The organism is Pedococcus sp. P2_F6 (assembly GCF_056403675.1).
In genome coordinates, this window is record NZ_JBFUEZ010000012.1 from 1 (window position 1) to 14,858 (window position 14,858).

12 protein-coding genes and 1 pseudogene are annotated in these 14,858 nt (G+C 68.1%); 4 read left to right on the forward strand and 9 right to left on the reverse strand.

What is annotated here, in order from left to right; genetic code table 11:
* Positions 1-125 precede the first annotated feature (125 nt).
* Positions 126-1,208 carry an IS110 family RNA-guided transposase gene (locus AC1DWP_RS19195; RefSeq protein WP_477616092.1) on the forward strand — a complete coding sequence of 361 codons (1,083 nt, stop codon included), beginning with the start codon at positions 126-128 and terminating at the stop codon, positions 1,206-1,208.
* Between the two features lie 538 nt (positions 1,209-1,746).
* Here the strand turns inward: AC1DWP_RS19195 and AC1DWP_RS19200 are convergent.
* The 7 genes and pseudogenes from AC1DWP_RS19200 to AC1DWP_RS19230 form a co-directional block, all read right to left on the reverse strand.
* A pseudogene (locus AC1DWP_RS19200) lies at positions 1,747-1,986 on the reverse strand (NAD(P)-dependent oxidoreductase); the annotation flags it as partial.
* 525 nt (positions 1,987-2,511) lie between these two features.
* Positions 2,512-3,537, reverse strand: coding sequence for an ABC transporter ATP-binding protein (locus AC1DWP_RS19205; protein ID WP_477616093.1), 1,026 nt, complete (start codon positions 3,535-3,537; stop codon positions 2,512-2,514).
* A gap of 5 nt (positions 3,538-3,542) precedes the next feature.
* Positions 3,543-4,583, reverse strand: a complete 1,041-nt coding sequence (locus AC1DWP_RS19210) for an ABC transporter ATP-binding protein (protein ID WP_477616094.1) — start codon at positions 4,581-4,583, stop codon at positions 3,543-3,545.
* Positions 4,580-5,293 (reverse strand): GntR family transcriptional regulator, encoded by a 714-nt coding sequence (locus AC1DWP_RS19215; RefSeq protein ID WP_477616095.1) that lies wholly within the window; start codon positions 5,291-5,293, stop codon positions 4,580-4,582. The genes AC1DWP_RS19210 and AC1DWP_RS19215 overlap by 4 nt, the downstream gene beginning before the upstream one ends.
* A complete protein-coding gene (locus AC1DWP_RS19220; protein ID WP_477616096.1) occupies positions 5,290-6,270 on the reverse strand; it encodes an ABC transporter permease in 981 nt (326 codons plus the stop codon). Before AC1DWP_RS19220 ends, AC1DWP_RS19215 begins: the two co-directional genes overlap by 4 nt.
* Entirely contained in the window at positions 6,263-7,204 is a 942-nt protein-coding gene (locus AC1DWP_RS19225) for an ABC transporter permease (RefSeq protein ID WP_477616097.1), read from the reverse strand. The genes AC1DWP_RS19220 and AC1DWP_RS19225 overlap by 8 nt, the downstream gene beginning before the upstream one ends.
* Before the next feature lie 45 nt (positions 7,205-7,249).
* Positions 7,250-8,527, reverse strand: coding sequence for an NAD(P)/FAD-dependent oxidoreductase (locus AC1DWP_RS19230; protein WP_477616098.1), 1,278 nt, complete (start codon positions 8,525-8,527; stop codon positions 7,250-7,252).
* Between the two features lie 160 nt (positions 8,528-8,687).
* Here AC1DWP_RS19230 and AC1DWP_RS19235 point away from each other — a divergent pair, with 160 nt between their 5' ends.
* Positions 8,688-10,136: an aldehyde dehydrogenase family protein gene (locus tag AC1DWP_RS19235; RefSeq protein ID WP_477616099.1), complete on the forward strand. Its 1,449-nt coding sequence runs from the start codon at positions 8,688-8,690 to the stop codon at positions 10,134-10,136.
* Positions 10,137-10,205: 69 nt separating this feature from the next.
* Here AC1DWP_RS19235 and AC1DWP_RS19240 read toward each other — a convergent pair whose 3' ends face one another.
* On the reverse strand, positions 10,206-11,462 hold the full coding sequence (locus tag AC1DWP_RS19240; protein ID WP_477616100.1) for an aspartate aminotransferase family protein: 1,257 nt from the start codon (positions 11,460-11,462) through the stop codon (positions 10,206-10,208).
* A gap of 70 nt (positions 11,463-11,532) precedes the next feature.
* On the opposite strand from AC1DWP_RS19240, the gene AC1DWP_RS19245 reads away from it, so the two are divergent.
* Together AC1DWP_RS19245 and AC1DWP_RS19250 are read left to right on the forward strand one after the other, a co-directional pair.
* Positions 11,533-13,005, forward strand: a complete 1,473-nt coding sequence (locus AC1DWP_RS19245) for an NAD-dependent succinate-semialdehyde dehydrogenase (protein WP_477616101.1) — start codon at positions 11,533-11,535, stop codon at positions 13,003-13,005.
* A gap of 12 nt (positions 13,006-13,017) precedes the next feature.
* A complete protein-coding gene (locus AC1DWP_RS19250; RefSeq protein WP_477616102.1) occupies positions 13,018-14,085 on the forward strand; it encodes a tartrate dehydrogenase in 1,068 nt (355 codons plus the stop codon).
* A 225-nt stretch (positions 14,086-14,310) separates the two neighbouring features.
* On the opposite strand, the gene AC1DWP_RS19255 is transcribed toward AC1DWP_RS19250, so the two are convergent.
* The gene (locus AC1DWP_RS19255; protein WP_477616103.1) at positions 14,311-14,622 is read right to left on the reverse strand and encodes a hypothetical protein; all 312 of its coding nucleotides are present in this window, start codon (positions 14,620-14,622) and stop codon (positions 14,311-14,313) included.
* Positions 14,623-14,858 lie beyond the last annotated feature (236 nt).

The window sequence follows — 14,858 nt, forward strand, 5'->3', positions numbered from 1 at the left end:
GCTAGACGGTATGCCGTGACCGCTTGCGGCTGAGTGGTTGCGGGCCGGGGCCTCACGCGCACAGATTCGTGGGTTGCTGGACAAGTGCCCTTGCCCGGCCTATCCGACATGTGTGGGAGGCCCCGGTGTTTTCTGAGCGTACGAGTGTGGGACTGGATGTGCACGCACGGTCGGTCGTCGCGGCGGCGATCGACGGGGTGACAGGTGAGGTGTTCCGGGCCAGGCTGACGCCTGCCTTCGAGGACGTGCTGGGCTGGGTGGGGCGATTGCCGGGGCCGTGCGCGGTGGCCTACGAGGCGGGGCCGACTGGGTTCGGGCTGGCCCGCGCCTTGGTGGAGGCGGGGACGCGGTGCGAGGTGGCGGCCCCCTCCCGGTTGCAGCGGCCCTCGGGCGACCGGGTCAAGACCGACGCCCGGGACGCGCTGCACCTGGCCCGGTTGCTGCGGCTGGACGAGATCACCTCGGTGGTCGTGCCAAGTGTGGCCCAGGAGGCGGCCCGTGACCTGGTCCGGGCCCGTGAAGATTGTCGGGCTGACCTGATGCGGGCCCGGCACCGGGTGTCCAAGCACCTGTTGCGGCGCGGGATCGTGTACTCCGGTGGGCAGGCGTGGACCGGTGCCCACGACGTGTGGCTGCGCCGCCAGCGGTTCGACCAGCCCGCGGCGGCCATGGCGTTCGAGTCGGCCTATGAGGCGGTGCTGGCTACCGCGGCTCGGCGAGACCGACTCGATGCAGCGATCGCGGAGCTGGCCGCGGACAGCGAGTTCACTCCGGTCGTGCGGCGCCTGGCGTGCCTGCGAGGGGTATCGACCCTGACTGCGTTCGCGTTGGCCGTCGAGGTCGGTGACTGGCATCGATTCACCGGCAACTCCCTCGGCGCCTACGTTGGGCTGGTGCCCGCGGAGTTCTCCTCCGGTCAGTCCCGGGTGCAGGGATCGATCACCAAGACCGGGAACACCCATGTGCGCCGGCTGCTCGTCGAGGCCGCCTGGCATCACCGCCCGGCCTACCGTCCCGGGGCTGTGATGCGTGCCCGCTGGGACTTGGCCACGCCCGCGGCCCGAGCCCGTGGCGATGCCGGGAACCGGCGCTTGCACGCCCGCTGGGTCAGGTTCAACCTGCGGCGCAAACGGCCCGCAGTGGCCAACGTCGCGGTCGCCCGGGAGCTCGCCGGGTGGTGCTGGTCAGTGGCCGTCCTGGACGACTGACCCAACGACTTGGCTCGTGACCCGCCGAGGCAGCAGCGCGTGGAGTGACCCGCGGAACAGCTATGAGCAGCAACAGGACTCGCATCCCGGCGCGACGCTCGATCCTAGACACGCGGTACCGCTCCAGCCGAACAGCCCGTCCTGCGGTATTCAACCCGCGCATATCAGCCTGACCGTGCGTCGCCAACGACACGCTCGCCCAGGCAGGTCCATGAGCCAACACAGAGGCGCCGCCCGGAAAGCCATCCGGACGGCGCCTCGCCCTGCCCTCTTGACAGGAAGTCGCTACATATCAGCTGTGTGTCGTGCGCAGGTCGAGTGTGGTCGGCTTGCCTGCTGTGAGCTCGACCTCTTTGTCGAAGCCGTGCGCATGCGGTTCGTCATCGTGGTCGCTGGTCACGGTACGGCGCAGCGTCTTCGGCCTTGAGGGTGACGATGCCTGGCTGCGGGTCAATACGCTTTCCGGTGAGCGTAATGCCAGCGTCTTGTTGGCTTCCGCCGACGTTGATGATGTGGCTGCCTGGCTTGAGTGCCGCGATCACCTTGCCGTTGACCAACGCGCGCGGGCCTCTGTGAGCGGCGCGACGATCACGAGACGGTCCGCGCCGCCGACATAGTTGACCAGTTCGGCGCTCGCGACGACTCGGCCGAAGTCGGGGTCGTCGTTAAGCGCGGTTCTCCCAGCGCCATTGACATCCGTGCCGACCGCCCGCAGAAGCCGTGTGACTACTCTGCCGATTGACCCTGTGCCGACAACCAGTGCGGTGCTCGCCGCGACTGTGCGTGTTTCGCAGTGCCGTCACTCGCGCCGCAACTGGAGGTCGTTGCTTCGATGCATTTCCTTGGCGAAGGCCAAGATCAATCCCAGGACGTACTCCGCGATGGGGACGGTCTACGATGCCGCGGGCGTTGGTGACGACGATGTCGGAAGCGGCTAGTTCGTCGAACATCAGCGTGTCCACACCAGCAGCCGACGTGGATCCACTCCATGGCCCCTGTCCTGCTCCAGGTGTGCAGGGCGGGTGAGAAGAAGTCCCACAAGAATTGCGCTTGGGCGTCAGCAAGCGTGGCGGCTCAGCCCGGTCGCGGCGACGTATCGCACTTCGGCGCGCATCCCGATGGCCGTCATTCCGGCGGCCGCGTGCCGTCGGTTGGACATAGGACCGCGATGATCGGCCGGGGGTCTGTTGGATGCGTTCCTCTGTAGATTGCGCGTCACAAGCAAGGGCTGCCGGCGAGGTGCTCCACGCGGCACCGACGTGACCCTCGTCGAGGGGCTCGATGGGGTACACCATCTGATGCTCTAGAAAGCTGGCGTCGAGGGCCCGGCAATGCTCGGCAGCTCGGCCCAGAAGTGGCAGCTGGTGAGGTGGTCCTCGCCGGCCTGGGCGGTCGGCGGTTCGGTGGTACGGCAGATGTCTTGGGCCAAGGGGCAGCGGGGATGGAAACGGCACCCTGACGGGGGGTCGATCGGACTGGGTGGTTCGCCCTTGAGCTGGGTGATGATCGCATCGGAGCCGTGTTCCTCGGCCAGTGAGGCGGCCAGCAGCACTCGGGTGTACGGGTGGCGGGGGTTGGTGAACAGCTGCTCCCGCGGGGCGATCTCCACGATCTGGCCCAGATACATCACGGCGACCCGGTCGCACAGGTAGCGCACCACCCGCAGGTCGTGGGAGATCAGCACCAGGGTGAGGTCGAGCTGGTTCTTCAGCTCCACCAGCAGGTTCAGGATCTGGGCGCGGATCGAGGCATCCAGGGCCGACGTCGGCTCGTCGCAGATGAGGAACTTGGGCTTCAGGAGCAGGGCTCGGGCGATGACCAGTCGTTGCAGCTGACCGCCGGAGCACTCCCGGGGCAACCGGTCGAGGATGTCTGTCTCCAGCCCGACCCGGTTGAGCATCTCGGCGATCCGGTCCGCCCGTTCGGCSYTGTTGCTCATCCCGTGGTGGCGCAACGGCGCGTCAAGGCTGGTGCCGAGCCGCATCTTGGGGTCGAAGGCGCCGTACGGGTCCTGGAAGACGAACTGCATCGAGCTGCGSAGSYTCTTGAGCCGCGTGCCCCTGACCCGGGAGATGTCCTCGCCGTCGAAGACGACGCTGCCGCTGTCGAGCGTCACCGCGCGCAGGATGGTCCGGGCCAGCGTCGACTTCCCGCACCCGGACTCACCCACAAGACCCAGGACCTCCCCCCGCCGGACCCCGAGCGACACCCCGTCCACCGAATGCACCACCTTGCCTCGGCCGGCAGGGTARTGCTTGACCACACCATCGAGAACCAGCAGCGACTGCGTACCCTCCTGCCGCTGCGGGACCTCCTCCGTCACCGCCATGGCGCTCATCCTGCCTCCGCATGCTCAGGAGCCGCATAGCAGCGGCTGTGGTGCTCGTGTTCCCCACAGGTGTGCAGCGTGGGCTCGGCGCCCTGACAGGTCTCACTGATCCCCAGCGCGGCCGCCTTCGCGCACCGCGGCAGGAACCGACAGCCGTGTCCCATCGCCCGCGCCTGAGCCACCGACCCGGGGATGGTGAACAGCTTGCCGCGCTCGGCCTGGAGCAGCGACGCCTTCAACAGCGCCTCGGTGTACGGGTGCTGCGGGTCGTCGAAGATGTCCGCTGTGGCACCCTCCTCGACTATCCGACCGGCATACATCACCGCGACCCTGTCCGCCATCGACGACACGATGCCCAGGTCATGGGTGATGAGCAGGATCGACAACCCCGACTCATCCCGCTTGCGCCTCAACAGGTCCAGGATCTGCGCCTGCACCGTCACATCCAGAGCCGTCGTGGGCTCGTCCGCGATCACGAGCTCCGGGTCCGCCGACAACGCCGCCGCGATCATCACCCGCTGCGCCATCCCACCGGACAGCTGATGAGCGAACGAAGACGCCCGCCGGGCCGGCTCCGGAATACCGACGTCGCGCAGCATGTCCACCACTCGCGCCTTCGCCTCCCGCCGACCCACTCCGCGGTGCCGGCGCAGCGCCTCGACGACCTGACCGCCCACCCGGGCCGTCGGGTCCAACATCACCTTCGGCTGCTGAAAGAGCATCGCCACCTTGCTGCCACGCACCTCGTCCCGCCGCTTGCCCGACATCGACAAGACATCCTCACCGTCCAGCACAGCGCTGCCCCCCACCACCTCAGCCCCCGGCGGAAGCAGACCCATCACGGTCAACGCGGTCAGGCTCTTGCCCGACCCCGACTCGCCCACCAACGCCACGATCTCCCCCCGGCGCACCGTCAGATCCATCCCTTCGATCGCCGGACCACCACCCACCTCGGGAAACTCCACCCGCAAGCCCCGGATCTCCAACAGGGTGGAGTTCGGGTCCGTCGTCGCCTTCGCCGTTGAAGGCTCGTCCGTGAGCTTCATCGCGTCTCCGCCTTCTTGTGGGGTCTCTCCCCGGCCGCCACGCGCTGCCGGTTCCTCAGGACGACGATCGCGTCGTCGAAGTGCTGCTTCAGGACGGCTAGCGCAGCCGTGGTGTTTCCCTCGCGGATCTCCCGAGCGATCCGGCGGTGCTCGTCGACAAGGTCCTCCCGGGCGTCGGCCGCTGTCAGCACGCCGAGACACAGCTGGGTTTCGGAGATGACGGTGCTGAACATTCGCTGCAGGCGCGGGCTGTCGCTCGATGCGACCAGGGCTGTGTGGAACTGGAGGTCGTAGGTGCCGACCCGCTCCCAGTCACCCGTCGCCACGGCGTCCGCCATCAGCTTGACGACCCCGTCCAGAGCATCAGCGGCCTCCACGGACCTCGAGGACGCGATGATGTGCTTGACGGCCGAGGACTCAAGGGCGTCGCGGACCAGGTAGATGTCCACCACGTCCTCGTCGCTCAGGATCGGAACGAAGACACCGCGATGGGGCTCACTACGGACCAGCCCCTCCTGGATCAGTCGTTGGAGGGCCTCCCTCACGGGGCCACGGCTGACCCCGAAGTTGGTGGCCAGCTCGACCTCGCTCAACTGGGCCCCCGGTTCGAGGGTTCCGTTGACGATGTTGGCTCGCAGCCAATCGGTGACCATTGAGGCATACGTGGCGCGCGGAAGCCGGTTCGGGATCGCTGTTGGCTCGGACGTCACTGTGCTTCTCCTTCTATCGGGGCACGTCGCACGGGTGATGCGACGCGAGCACCTGGCGCAGTAGCCCGCTTTCGGCGGGGTCTCTGCACGTCGAGGCCTTGTCCGATCATGGTCACGCTGAGTGCGGTGACGAAGATCGCCACGCCGGGAAGGATGCCGATCCAGGGAGCGGTCTCCATGTAGGGCTGCGCCTCCAGCAGCATGGCGCCCCAGTCTGAGTCCGGGGGCTGGACCCCCAGGCCGAGATAGGACAGGGCGCCGACGGTGATCAGCTTGTGTCCGAACCGGAGAAAGCTCATGGCAGTCACGGGCCGGATCGCGTTCGGGATGACGTGGCGGAACAGGATGTACCACTTCGGGGAACCAAGGATCTCGGCAGCCTCGACGTACTCCTTGGCGTTGATCTCCAAGGCCAAGCCACGCATGAGGCGAGCGAAGGGGGTCCAGCCGGTGACGGTCAGCGCAGCGATCAACGTGCCGTACCCGGTGCCCAGGACCGCGATCAGGAAGAGCGCGATGAGGACGTCGGGGAAACAGACCAGCACGTCCACGGTCCTCATCAGAACCTCGTCGACCCAGCCGCCCCGTCGTGCGGCGAAGGCTCCCAGGACGGTCCCTGCAACGGCGCAGATCACCAGGGTGATGGCTGCGATCGTGACGGAGAACCGGCCGCCCCACATCAGCCGCGAAAGCACGTCGCGACCGAGGTGGTCGGTACCCAGCCAGTGCTGCTGCGACGGGCCGGCCAGTGCGTGGCTCAGGTCTTGGACCGCCGGGTCGTGCGGTGCGATCCACGGCGTCAACAGCAACACCCCCAACACCAGCACCAGGAGCCCCGCACCGAGCTCGAACGTCCAGTGCCGCGTGCGCAGCCCCCTGATCGCCATACCGAAGATGTTGGGCCGCTGCGACGGTGGACCGGTCCGGCGCCACGGTTCGGGCTTGGTTGCCGGTGGGGCGGTGGTGAGACTAGGCATGGTTCACCCTGATCGCTGGATTGAGGATGCCGTAGAGCAGGTCGGTCAGCGTGGTCACGACGACCGCGATGGTCAGGATCCACATCATCCCGCCCTGGATCACCGGCACGTCGTTGTTGACCACGGAGGAGTAGAGCAGCCGACCCATTCCCGGGATGTTGAAGATCACCTCGATCACCACCGACCCTCCCAGCAGCCCGGCGAACCAGAACGAGAAGAGGGTCATCACCGGAAGCATGCTGTTGCGCAGCCCGTGACGGACCAGAGTCCGAGGGAAGCTCAGGCCGCGGCTGCGCGCGGCGGTGATGTACGGCGCGGCCAGGACCTCTGTCATGGCGGCACGCGAGACCTGGGTGAAGTACCCCAGCGGCCGTAGCGCCAGCGCGACGGCCGGCATCACGATGTACGCCGCGCCGGACCAGCCGCCAGAGGGCAACCAGCCCAGGTAGCGGGCGAACACCAGCACCAACACCGGTGCCACCCAGTACTCGGGCGCCGAGACCGCGGTCTGGGAGGCGAACGTGGCCGCGTTGTCGATCCTGCCGCCCCGCTTGGTCGCCGCGGCGATTCCCAGCGGTAGGGCGATGACCAGCGCCAGGACCAGCGCCGCCAAGGCGAGGCTGATCGAGACCGACAAGGCCGGCCCGACCAGGCTGCCCACCGGGACCCGACTCGTGTAGGAGTAGCCGAAGTCACCGGTCACGGCATGCCCCAACCAGTGCAGGTACTGCTCGTGGATCGGCCGGTCCAGGCCGAGCTCCCTGCTCAGGGCGTCAACCTGGGCCTGCGTGAGCGCCGGGTCGCTGACCCTTGCCTGCAGGATCTTCCGCGCCGGATCCCCTTCCCCGGCATAGGGAATGAGAAACGCCAGCACGGAGACGACCCCCAACGTGATCAGCAAGACCAACGTCCTGCGCACCAGGAACATCAGCATCCGGGACTCCAAGCGTGAACGAGCATGGCCAATGGGTTCCTTGCGCTACTTGATCAGGTCCTTGAGCTTGTAGAAGCCCCCCGCGAACGGCAGGAACCACGGCGGGCCGAAGTGCCCCGGGATCCGGGTGAACGACAGGTCACGCCACGGGTTCGCGTCGAGCGCCCCGTTCATGTACTCCGCCATCTGCTTGCCCATGTGCGTCGCCATCTGGACGCCGTGGCCGGAGTAGCCCATCGAGTAGAACAGTCCGTCCTGCTGCCCGGCATGCACCATCCGGTCGAGGCTCATGTCGACGAGCCCACCCCAGCAGTAGTCCACCTTGGCGTTGGCGAGCTGCGGGAAGACGGCGGTCATCGCCTCGCGCAGGATCCGGCCACTCTTCTCGTCCGACTGCGGGTTGGACATCGCGAACCTGGCTCGGCCTCCGAAAAGCAGCCGCTGGTCCGGGGTGATCCGGAAGTAGTAGAGGAGGTTCTTGGTGTCAGAGGCCATCCGCCGGGTCGGCATCAGCTCGTCGCAGACCTCCTTGCCCAGGGGCTCGGTCACGACGATGAAGCTGCCCACCGGCGCGATGCGGACCTGCTGCCACCGGAACGGCCGACCTGTGTACCCGCTGGTCGCCACCAGGACCCGGTCCGCCCGCACCACGCCCCGGGGGGTGACCAGCTCATGCCTCGTCCCATCGAGTCGACGGAACTCCTGCACCGGCGCCTTCTCGTGGATGGTCACGCCGAGCCGGGCAGCCGACTCGGCCAACCCCTTGACGAACTTGCCTACATGCAAACCCGCACCCTTGGGGTCCACCAACCCGCCGTGGTAGAAGTCCGAACCGATCTCCGAATGTAGCTGTGACCTCGACACCAGGTGCGTCTCACGACCGAGCCGCTCCGCCATCAGGTTCTGGGACTTGCGCAGCCCCTCGTAGTGCGCCGGCTTCGCCGCCAGCGTCAGCTTCCCCGAGCGAGCGAAGTCGCAGTCGATCCCCTCCTCACCGACAAGCTTCTCCACCGTGTCGATTGCATCGTCATAGGCCTGGAAGTACGCAGTCGCGGCCGCGAAACCATAACGGTCGGCGGCCTCGCCATACCCGATCGACATTCCCGTAGTCGCCATGCCCCCGTTGCGACCCGAGGCCCCCCAGCCCACGGTCTCCCGCTCGAGCACCTGCACCGTGGCACCGTTTCGAGCAAGGTGAAGGGCGGCGGACAACCCGGTCAGACCCGCCCCGACCACGGCGACATCCGCCTGACCACCCACCTCGGTCCGGGACCGATCGGGTCCTTGCGGAGCGGTGTCCAGCCAGTAGGGAACGAACTTCATCGGAGACCTCTCCACAGGTATCGGCGTGGTTGCCAGGCGACGCGAAGATCCGGAAGGACCGGAAACCGCGATGCCGTCGCTCACTACGGAACCACTGTCCATGTAAGTTGTCAACAACCATCAGTTGACGATCTGCGATTGAGGCCTCACAGTTGAGGCCATGCGTGAGCGGCTGGCAAGGTGGGAACCCCGTGGAGGCGCGTTCTGGGGCGGTATCTGGCGATCCGGAGCCCAGCTCGAGGTGAGGGACCCCGAGACTGCCGGCTTGGTCGGCCGGGTCGCGGACTGCTCCCCGGATGACGTCGACGCGGCCGTGCGGGGCGTCTCCGACGCCATCCGGCACGGCCCAGCGTGGCCGGTGTGGCAGCGCCGTGAGGCGCTTCACCTGGCTGCCGCCCTCCTGTCGGAACGTCGGCAGCTGTTCGTCGACCTCCTCTCCACGGAGGGGTCCAAGACCGTCCGGTATGCCGGGAACGAGGTCCAGCGCGCTGTCGAGACCGTTCGACTTTCGGCCGAGCAGGCCTCCCACCTCGAGGGTCGGACGCTGCCGTTCGGCGATACCCCCCGAGGTGAGAACCGGGTCGGCTGGTACACCCGCGAGCCGGTGGGCGTGGTGGCCGCGATCACGCCGTTCAACGACCCCCTCAACCTGGTGGCCCACAAGCTGGCACCGGCCCTCATCGGAGGCAACGGTGTCGTCCTCAAGCCGGCCGAGCAGACCCCGCTCACGGCACTCGCCTTCGTCGAGCTGCTCCTCGATGCCGGGGTGCCCGCTAGCCGGGTCGCCGTCCTCCCGGGCAAGGGAGTCCAGGTGGGCGCCGCCTTGGTCGGTCATCCCCAGGTGGACATGGTGTCCTTCACCGGAGGCTGGACCAGCGGTAACGCAGTAGCCCGCACTGCTGGTGCCAAGAAAACCCTCATGGAGCTCGGTGGCAACGGAGCAGTACTCGTGCTGTCCGATGCCGACCTCGACCGCGCTGCCGCCGGCATCGTCGACGGGGCCTTCGGAAACGCGGGGCAGAACTGCCTCTCCGTACAGCGGGTGTTCGTTGATGCGGCGCGTTACTCCGAGCTGGTGGACCTGGTCGTGCGGGGTACCAGGGCGCTCGTCGTCGGCAGCAGGAGCGTGGCTGGTACTGATGTCGGACCGCTCATCGACGAGGCCGCCGCGGGCCGGGTGGAAGACTGGGTCGCCGAGGCCGTGCAGGCGGGCGCGACCGTGCACACCGGCGCCAAGCGTGAGGGCACCTTCTTCTGGCCGACAGTGCTCACCGACGTGCCGTCGAGCTGTCGCGTGCTCACCGAGGAGGTCTTCGCCCCGGTGGTCTCCATAGAGCCGTTCGAGCGCGTGGAAGCCGCCGTCGAGGAGGTCAACCGCTGCGACTACGCGCTCCAGGCCGGAGTGTTCAGCAGCGGGATCGATGCTGCTCTCGGCGTGGCCGAGCGGCTGCGCGTGGGTGCCGTCATGATCAACGACACCGGCGACTTCCGCATCGACGCCATGCCGTTCGGTGGGGGCAAGCGCTCCGGCGTCGGGCGCGAGGGAGTCCCCTTCGCCGTCGAGGCGATGACCGAGCCGAAGATCATCGCGGTTCACCGCACGGCATAGCTGCTCCCCGCCAAGGCACGCAGGCCATGGATCCGGTGGATCCATGGCCTGCGGCGTCTTGGGAAGGCGTCAGTCCTGTTGCGCCGCCACCACTGAGTCGGCCCAGATCTTCAGCGCGTCGTCGACGTGCTCCTGGGTCACCACCAGAGCCGGGATCATCCGCACGACGTTGCCGAACGGACCGCAGGTCAGGAGCAGCAGCCCCCTCCTCCCAGCCTCCTGCTGGGCCCGGAGCGCCACCGCAGCGTTCGGCCCGCCGCCCGGCGTCACGAACTCGCAAGCGAGCATCAGGCCGAGACCACGCACGTCGCCGATGACCGGGTTGTCGGCCGCCACCTTGGCGAGCCCGTCTGCCAGGGCGGCGCCGACAGTGCGCGCATTCTCGACCAGGTTCTCCTCGACGATGACGTCGAGAGTGGCGATCGCGGCGGCACAGGCCACCGCGTTGCCGCCGTACGTGCCGCCTTGGGAACCCGGCCACGCCTTGGCCATCAGCTCGCTCGAGGCGGCGATGGCGGACAACGGGAACCCGCTGGCCAGACCCTTGGCCGTGATGATGACGTCGGGCACGACGTCGAAGTGGTCATGACCCCAGAACCGGCCAGTCCGACCCCAGCCCGTCTGCACCTCGTCGAGGACCAGCAGGATGCCGTGGCGGTCCGCCCGCTCCCGAAGACCGGCCATGAAGGCGGTGTTGGCGGGGATATAGCCCCCCTCGCCAAGGACGGGCTCCACCACGAAGGCGGCTGTCTCGGCAGGAGCGGTCATGGTGGCGAGCACGTAGTCGAGCTCCCGCAGGGCGAACTCTGTGGCGGTCTGTTCGTCCCAGCCATACCGGTAGGCCGTGGGGAACGGGGACACGACGACTCCGCCCATGATCGGGGAGAACCCGGCGCGAAAGCGCGTGCCCGACGTCGTCATCGATGCGGCGCCGATGGTCCGGCCGTGGAACGAGCCGTGGAAGACCACGACGTTGGCCCGACCGGTTGCGTGCCGGACGAGCCGCAGCGCCGCCTCGACCGCCTCGCTGCCCGAGTTGCTGAAGAAGACCGAGTCGAGCGGGTCAGGGAGCACCTCTCCGAGCCGTTCGGTGAGCGTGAGCAGCGGCCTGTGCATCACCGTCGTGTACTGCGCGTGGATCAACGTGGCCACCTGCTCCTGCGCCGCGGCGACCACTCGCGGGTGGCAGTGACCGGTGCTGGTCACGCCGATCCCGGCGGTGAAGTCGAGGAAACGCCGGTCCGCTTCGTCGAAGAGGTACACACCCTCGCCGCGGGCAGCGAGAAGAGGTGTGGCTTGCTTCAGTAGCGGAGACAGGGATGCCATGCGCTCACTCCTCTGGTAGATTGTCAACAACAGACATTAAAGCACAGACAATCACGGTCAAGGGAGCCTCATGGTGGACAGCACGGCGGAGCAGAAGGTGGTCGACTCGGTGCCGACCGGACTCTTCATCGGGGGGGCGTGGCGGCCGGCGAAGGACGCCGCCACCTTCGCCGTCCACGATCCCTCCACGGGCAAGGTCCTGACGCACGTCGCGGACGCCTCTCCCGAGGATGCGATGCACGCCCTCGACGCGGCGGCGAAGGCCCAGCCGTCGTGGGCAGCGGTCCCGCCTCGAGAGCGGGCCGACATCCTGCGTCGTGGCTACGAGCTCCTGCTGGAGAGGCAGGAGGAGCTGGCACTCCTGATGACGCTCGAGATGGGCAAGCCCCTCGCCGAAGCCCGCGGGGAGATCGCCTATGCCGCCGAGTTCTTCCGTTGGTTCGCCGAGGAGGCGGTGCGCATCCAGGGAAGCTTCGCGTCGGCTCCCGACGGGAAAAGCCGGCTGCTCGTCATGCGTCAACCCGTGGGTCCCTGCCTGCTGATCACGCCGTGGAACTTCCCGATGGCGATGGGCACGCGCAAGATCGGCCCAGCGGTGGCTGCCGGCTGCACGATGGTCGTCAAGCCGGCTCAGCAGACCCCCCTGTCCATGCTGGCCCTCGCGGAGATCATGCAGGAGGCCGGTCTCCCGGACGGCGTGCTCAACCTGGTGACGACCACCCGGGCTGGAGACGTCATGGAGCCGCTGATCCGGGACGGGCGCGCCAGGAAGCTCTCGTTCACCGGCTCCACGGGCGTGGGGCGCAAGCTGCTCGAGCAGTGCGCCGACCAGGTGATGCGCACCTCGATGGAGCTCGGTGGCAACGCGCCCTTCCTGGTCTTCGAGGACGCCGACCTCGAGGCTGCGGTGGACGGTGCGATGGTGGCCAAGATGCGCAACATCGGTGAGGCCTGCACTGCCGCCAACCGCTTCTACGTGCACTCCTCGCTGGCCCAGGAGTTTGCCCGGCGTCTGGCGGAGCGCATGAGCGGGCTCCCGCTCGGCCGTGGCGTCGACGACGGTGTCGTCGTCGGGCCCCTCATCGACGCCAAGGCCCGCGACAAGGTGAGCGCGCTCGTCCACGACGCGGTCCAGCGTGGGGCGGAGGTCGTCGTGGGCGGCGAGGTGCCGCACGGCGATGGGTTCTTCTACCCGCCCACAGTGCTCACCGGAGTACCGACCGACGCGCGGATGCGGCACGAGGAGATCTTCGGGCCGGTGGCCCCGATCGCGACCTTCGAGACCGAGGAGGAGGCGATCACCGCCGCGAACGACACCGAGTACGGTCTCGTGTCCTATGTCTTCACTCGCGACCTCGACCGCGCCCTGCGCGTGACCGAGCGACTGGAGACCGGCATGGTCGGCCTCAACCAGGGCGTCGTCTCGAACCCGGCAGCTCCGTTCGGTGGCGTCAAGCAGTCCGGGCTGGGCCGTGAAGGCGGGACGGTCGGCATCGACGAGTTCCTGGAGACCAAGTACGTCGCTGTGGCGACGAGCTCCTGAGCGGCGGCGGCTGTGGACACACCCCACGGGCGGCGGATCGCCCTCATCCCTGGTGACGGCATCGGCGTGGAGGTTGCCGCATCTGCGCGGCGCGTCCTGCATAGCCTTGACCAGCGCCACGAGCTCGGCCTCGTGATCGACGAGTTCGACTGGTCCTGCGAGCGATACCTCTCCGAAGGTGCCCTCATGCCGGCCGACGGCCTGGAGTCGCTGCAGCGGTATGACGCGGTGCTCCTCGGGGCGGTCGGCCGGCCCGACGTCCCCGACCACGTGTCGCTGTGGGGACTCCTGATCCCGATCCGCCGAGCCTTCCAGCAGTACGTCAACCTGCGCCCGGTGCGCTCGTTCGAGGGCGTGCCCGGTCCCTTGGCCGGCGCCGACAGTCGGACCATCGACCTCGTCATCGTCCGCGAGAACAACGAAGGTGAGTACAGCGAGCTCGGAGGTCGGTTCAACCGCGACCTGCCGGAAGAGACCGCCGTCCAGGAGTCGGTGTTCACCCGCCGTGGAATCACGCGCATCGCCGACTACGCCTTGGCGCTCGCTGCCGGCCGACGCAGTCACCTGACCTCCGCGACCAAGTCCAACGGCCTGGTGCACTCGATGCCCTTCTGGGACCAGGTGGTGCGCGAGCGCGCGGAGCTGAAGCCCGGCATCGACCTGGTCGAGGAGCACATCGACGCTCTCGCGGCGAAGCTGGTGCTCCGCCCGGAGTCCTTCGACGTCATCGTGGCGAGCAACCTGTTCGGGGACGTCCTCAGCGACCTGGCCGCCGGCGTCACCGGCAGCATCGGCATCGCGCCGTCTGCGAACCTCGACCCGACACGGCGCTACCCGTCGATGTTCGAGCCGATCCACGGCTCGGCACCGGACATCGCCGGGAAGGGGATCGCGAACCCCATCGGGATGCTCTGGTCCACCGTCCTCATGCTCGAGCACCTCGGAGCAGCACCCGCCGCGACGGAGCTCATGGCCGCCATCGAGCAGACCCTTCGGACGCCGGCGACACGCACCGCTGACATCGGCGGTACGGCCACCACCGACCAGGTCACCGACGCGGTCCTGGCCCTGCTGTCCTGAACGAGCCCTCGCGCCCCGGTGGGTCGGACCCTGGTGGGTCGCGCCCTGGTGGGTCGCGCCCTGGTGGGTGTGGTCCTGCAGGACGCACCCACCGGGTTCGACGGCACGAGACGCCCGCGTCCTCAGCAAGCACAAGACGCCCGCCTCCTCTCGGAGGACGGGCGTCTCGCCTGTCTCTGACGGCGGCTCACTCCACGTCGGGACGAGGTCAGGAGCCGCCGTTGGTCACTCGATGCCGAGCAGGGTGTTGAGCTCGTCGAGGGACTTGACCACGGTGAGGTCGTAGCCGGGCGGCACCGGGTCGTAGCCGCGGTCCAGGAGCACCAGGTTGCGAAAACCCATGTCGTGCATGGGCAGCGGGTCGTACCGGGTGTGCGAGGAGACGTGCACGAAGTCCTCCGGGGTGGCGTCGAGCTGGTCGAGCATGTACTCGAACGCGGCATACCGCGGCTTGTAGTAGCCGGCCTGCTCGGCGGTGAACTGCGGACGCCGTCGGCGAAGCGCTTGCCCGCGGTGGGGTCCGACTCGATCCCCCACTTGCGGCAGACCCGGTCGAAGGCGCTCTGCAGCACCCGCTCGTAGGGGTAGTAGGCGTCGAGCACGGCGTCGTAGCGGTAGCCGCGGAACTCGGCGACGAACTGGTCCCACTGCTCCGCGGGGACCTGGTCGCCGACCAGCTCCTTGGTGATGGGCGTCATCGGCCAGCTGATCAGCGTGCCGTAGCAGTCGAACGACACGTACTTGGGGCGAAACTGGGGCTCGGTCATGGTGTC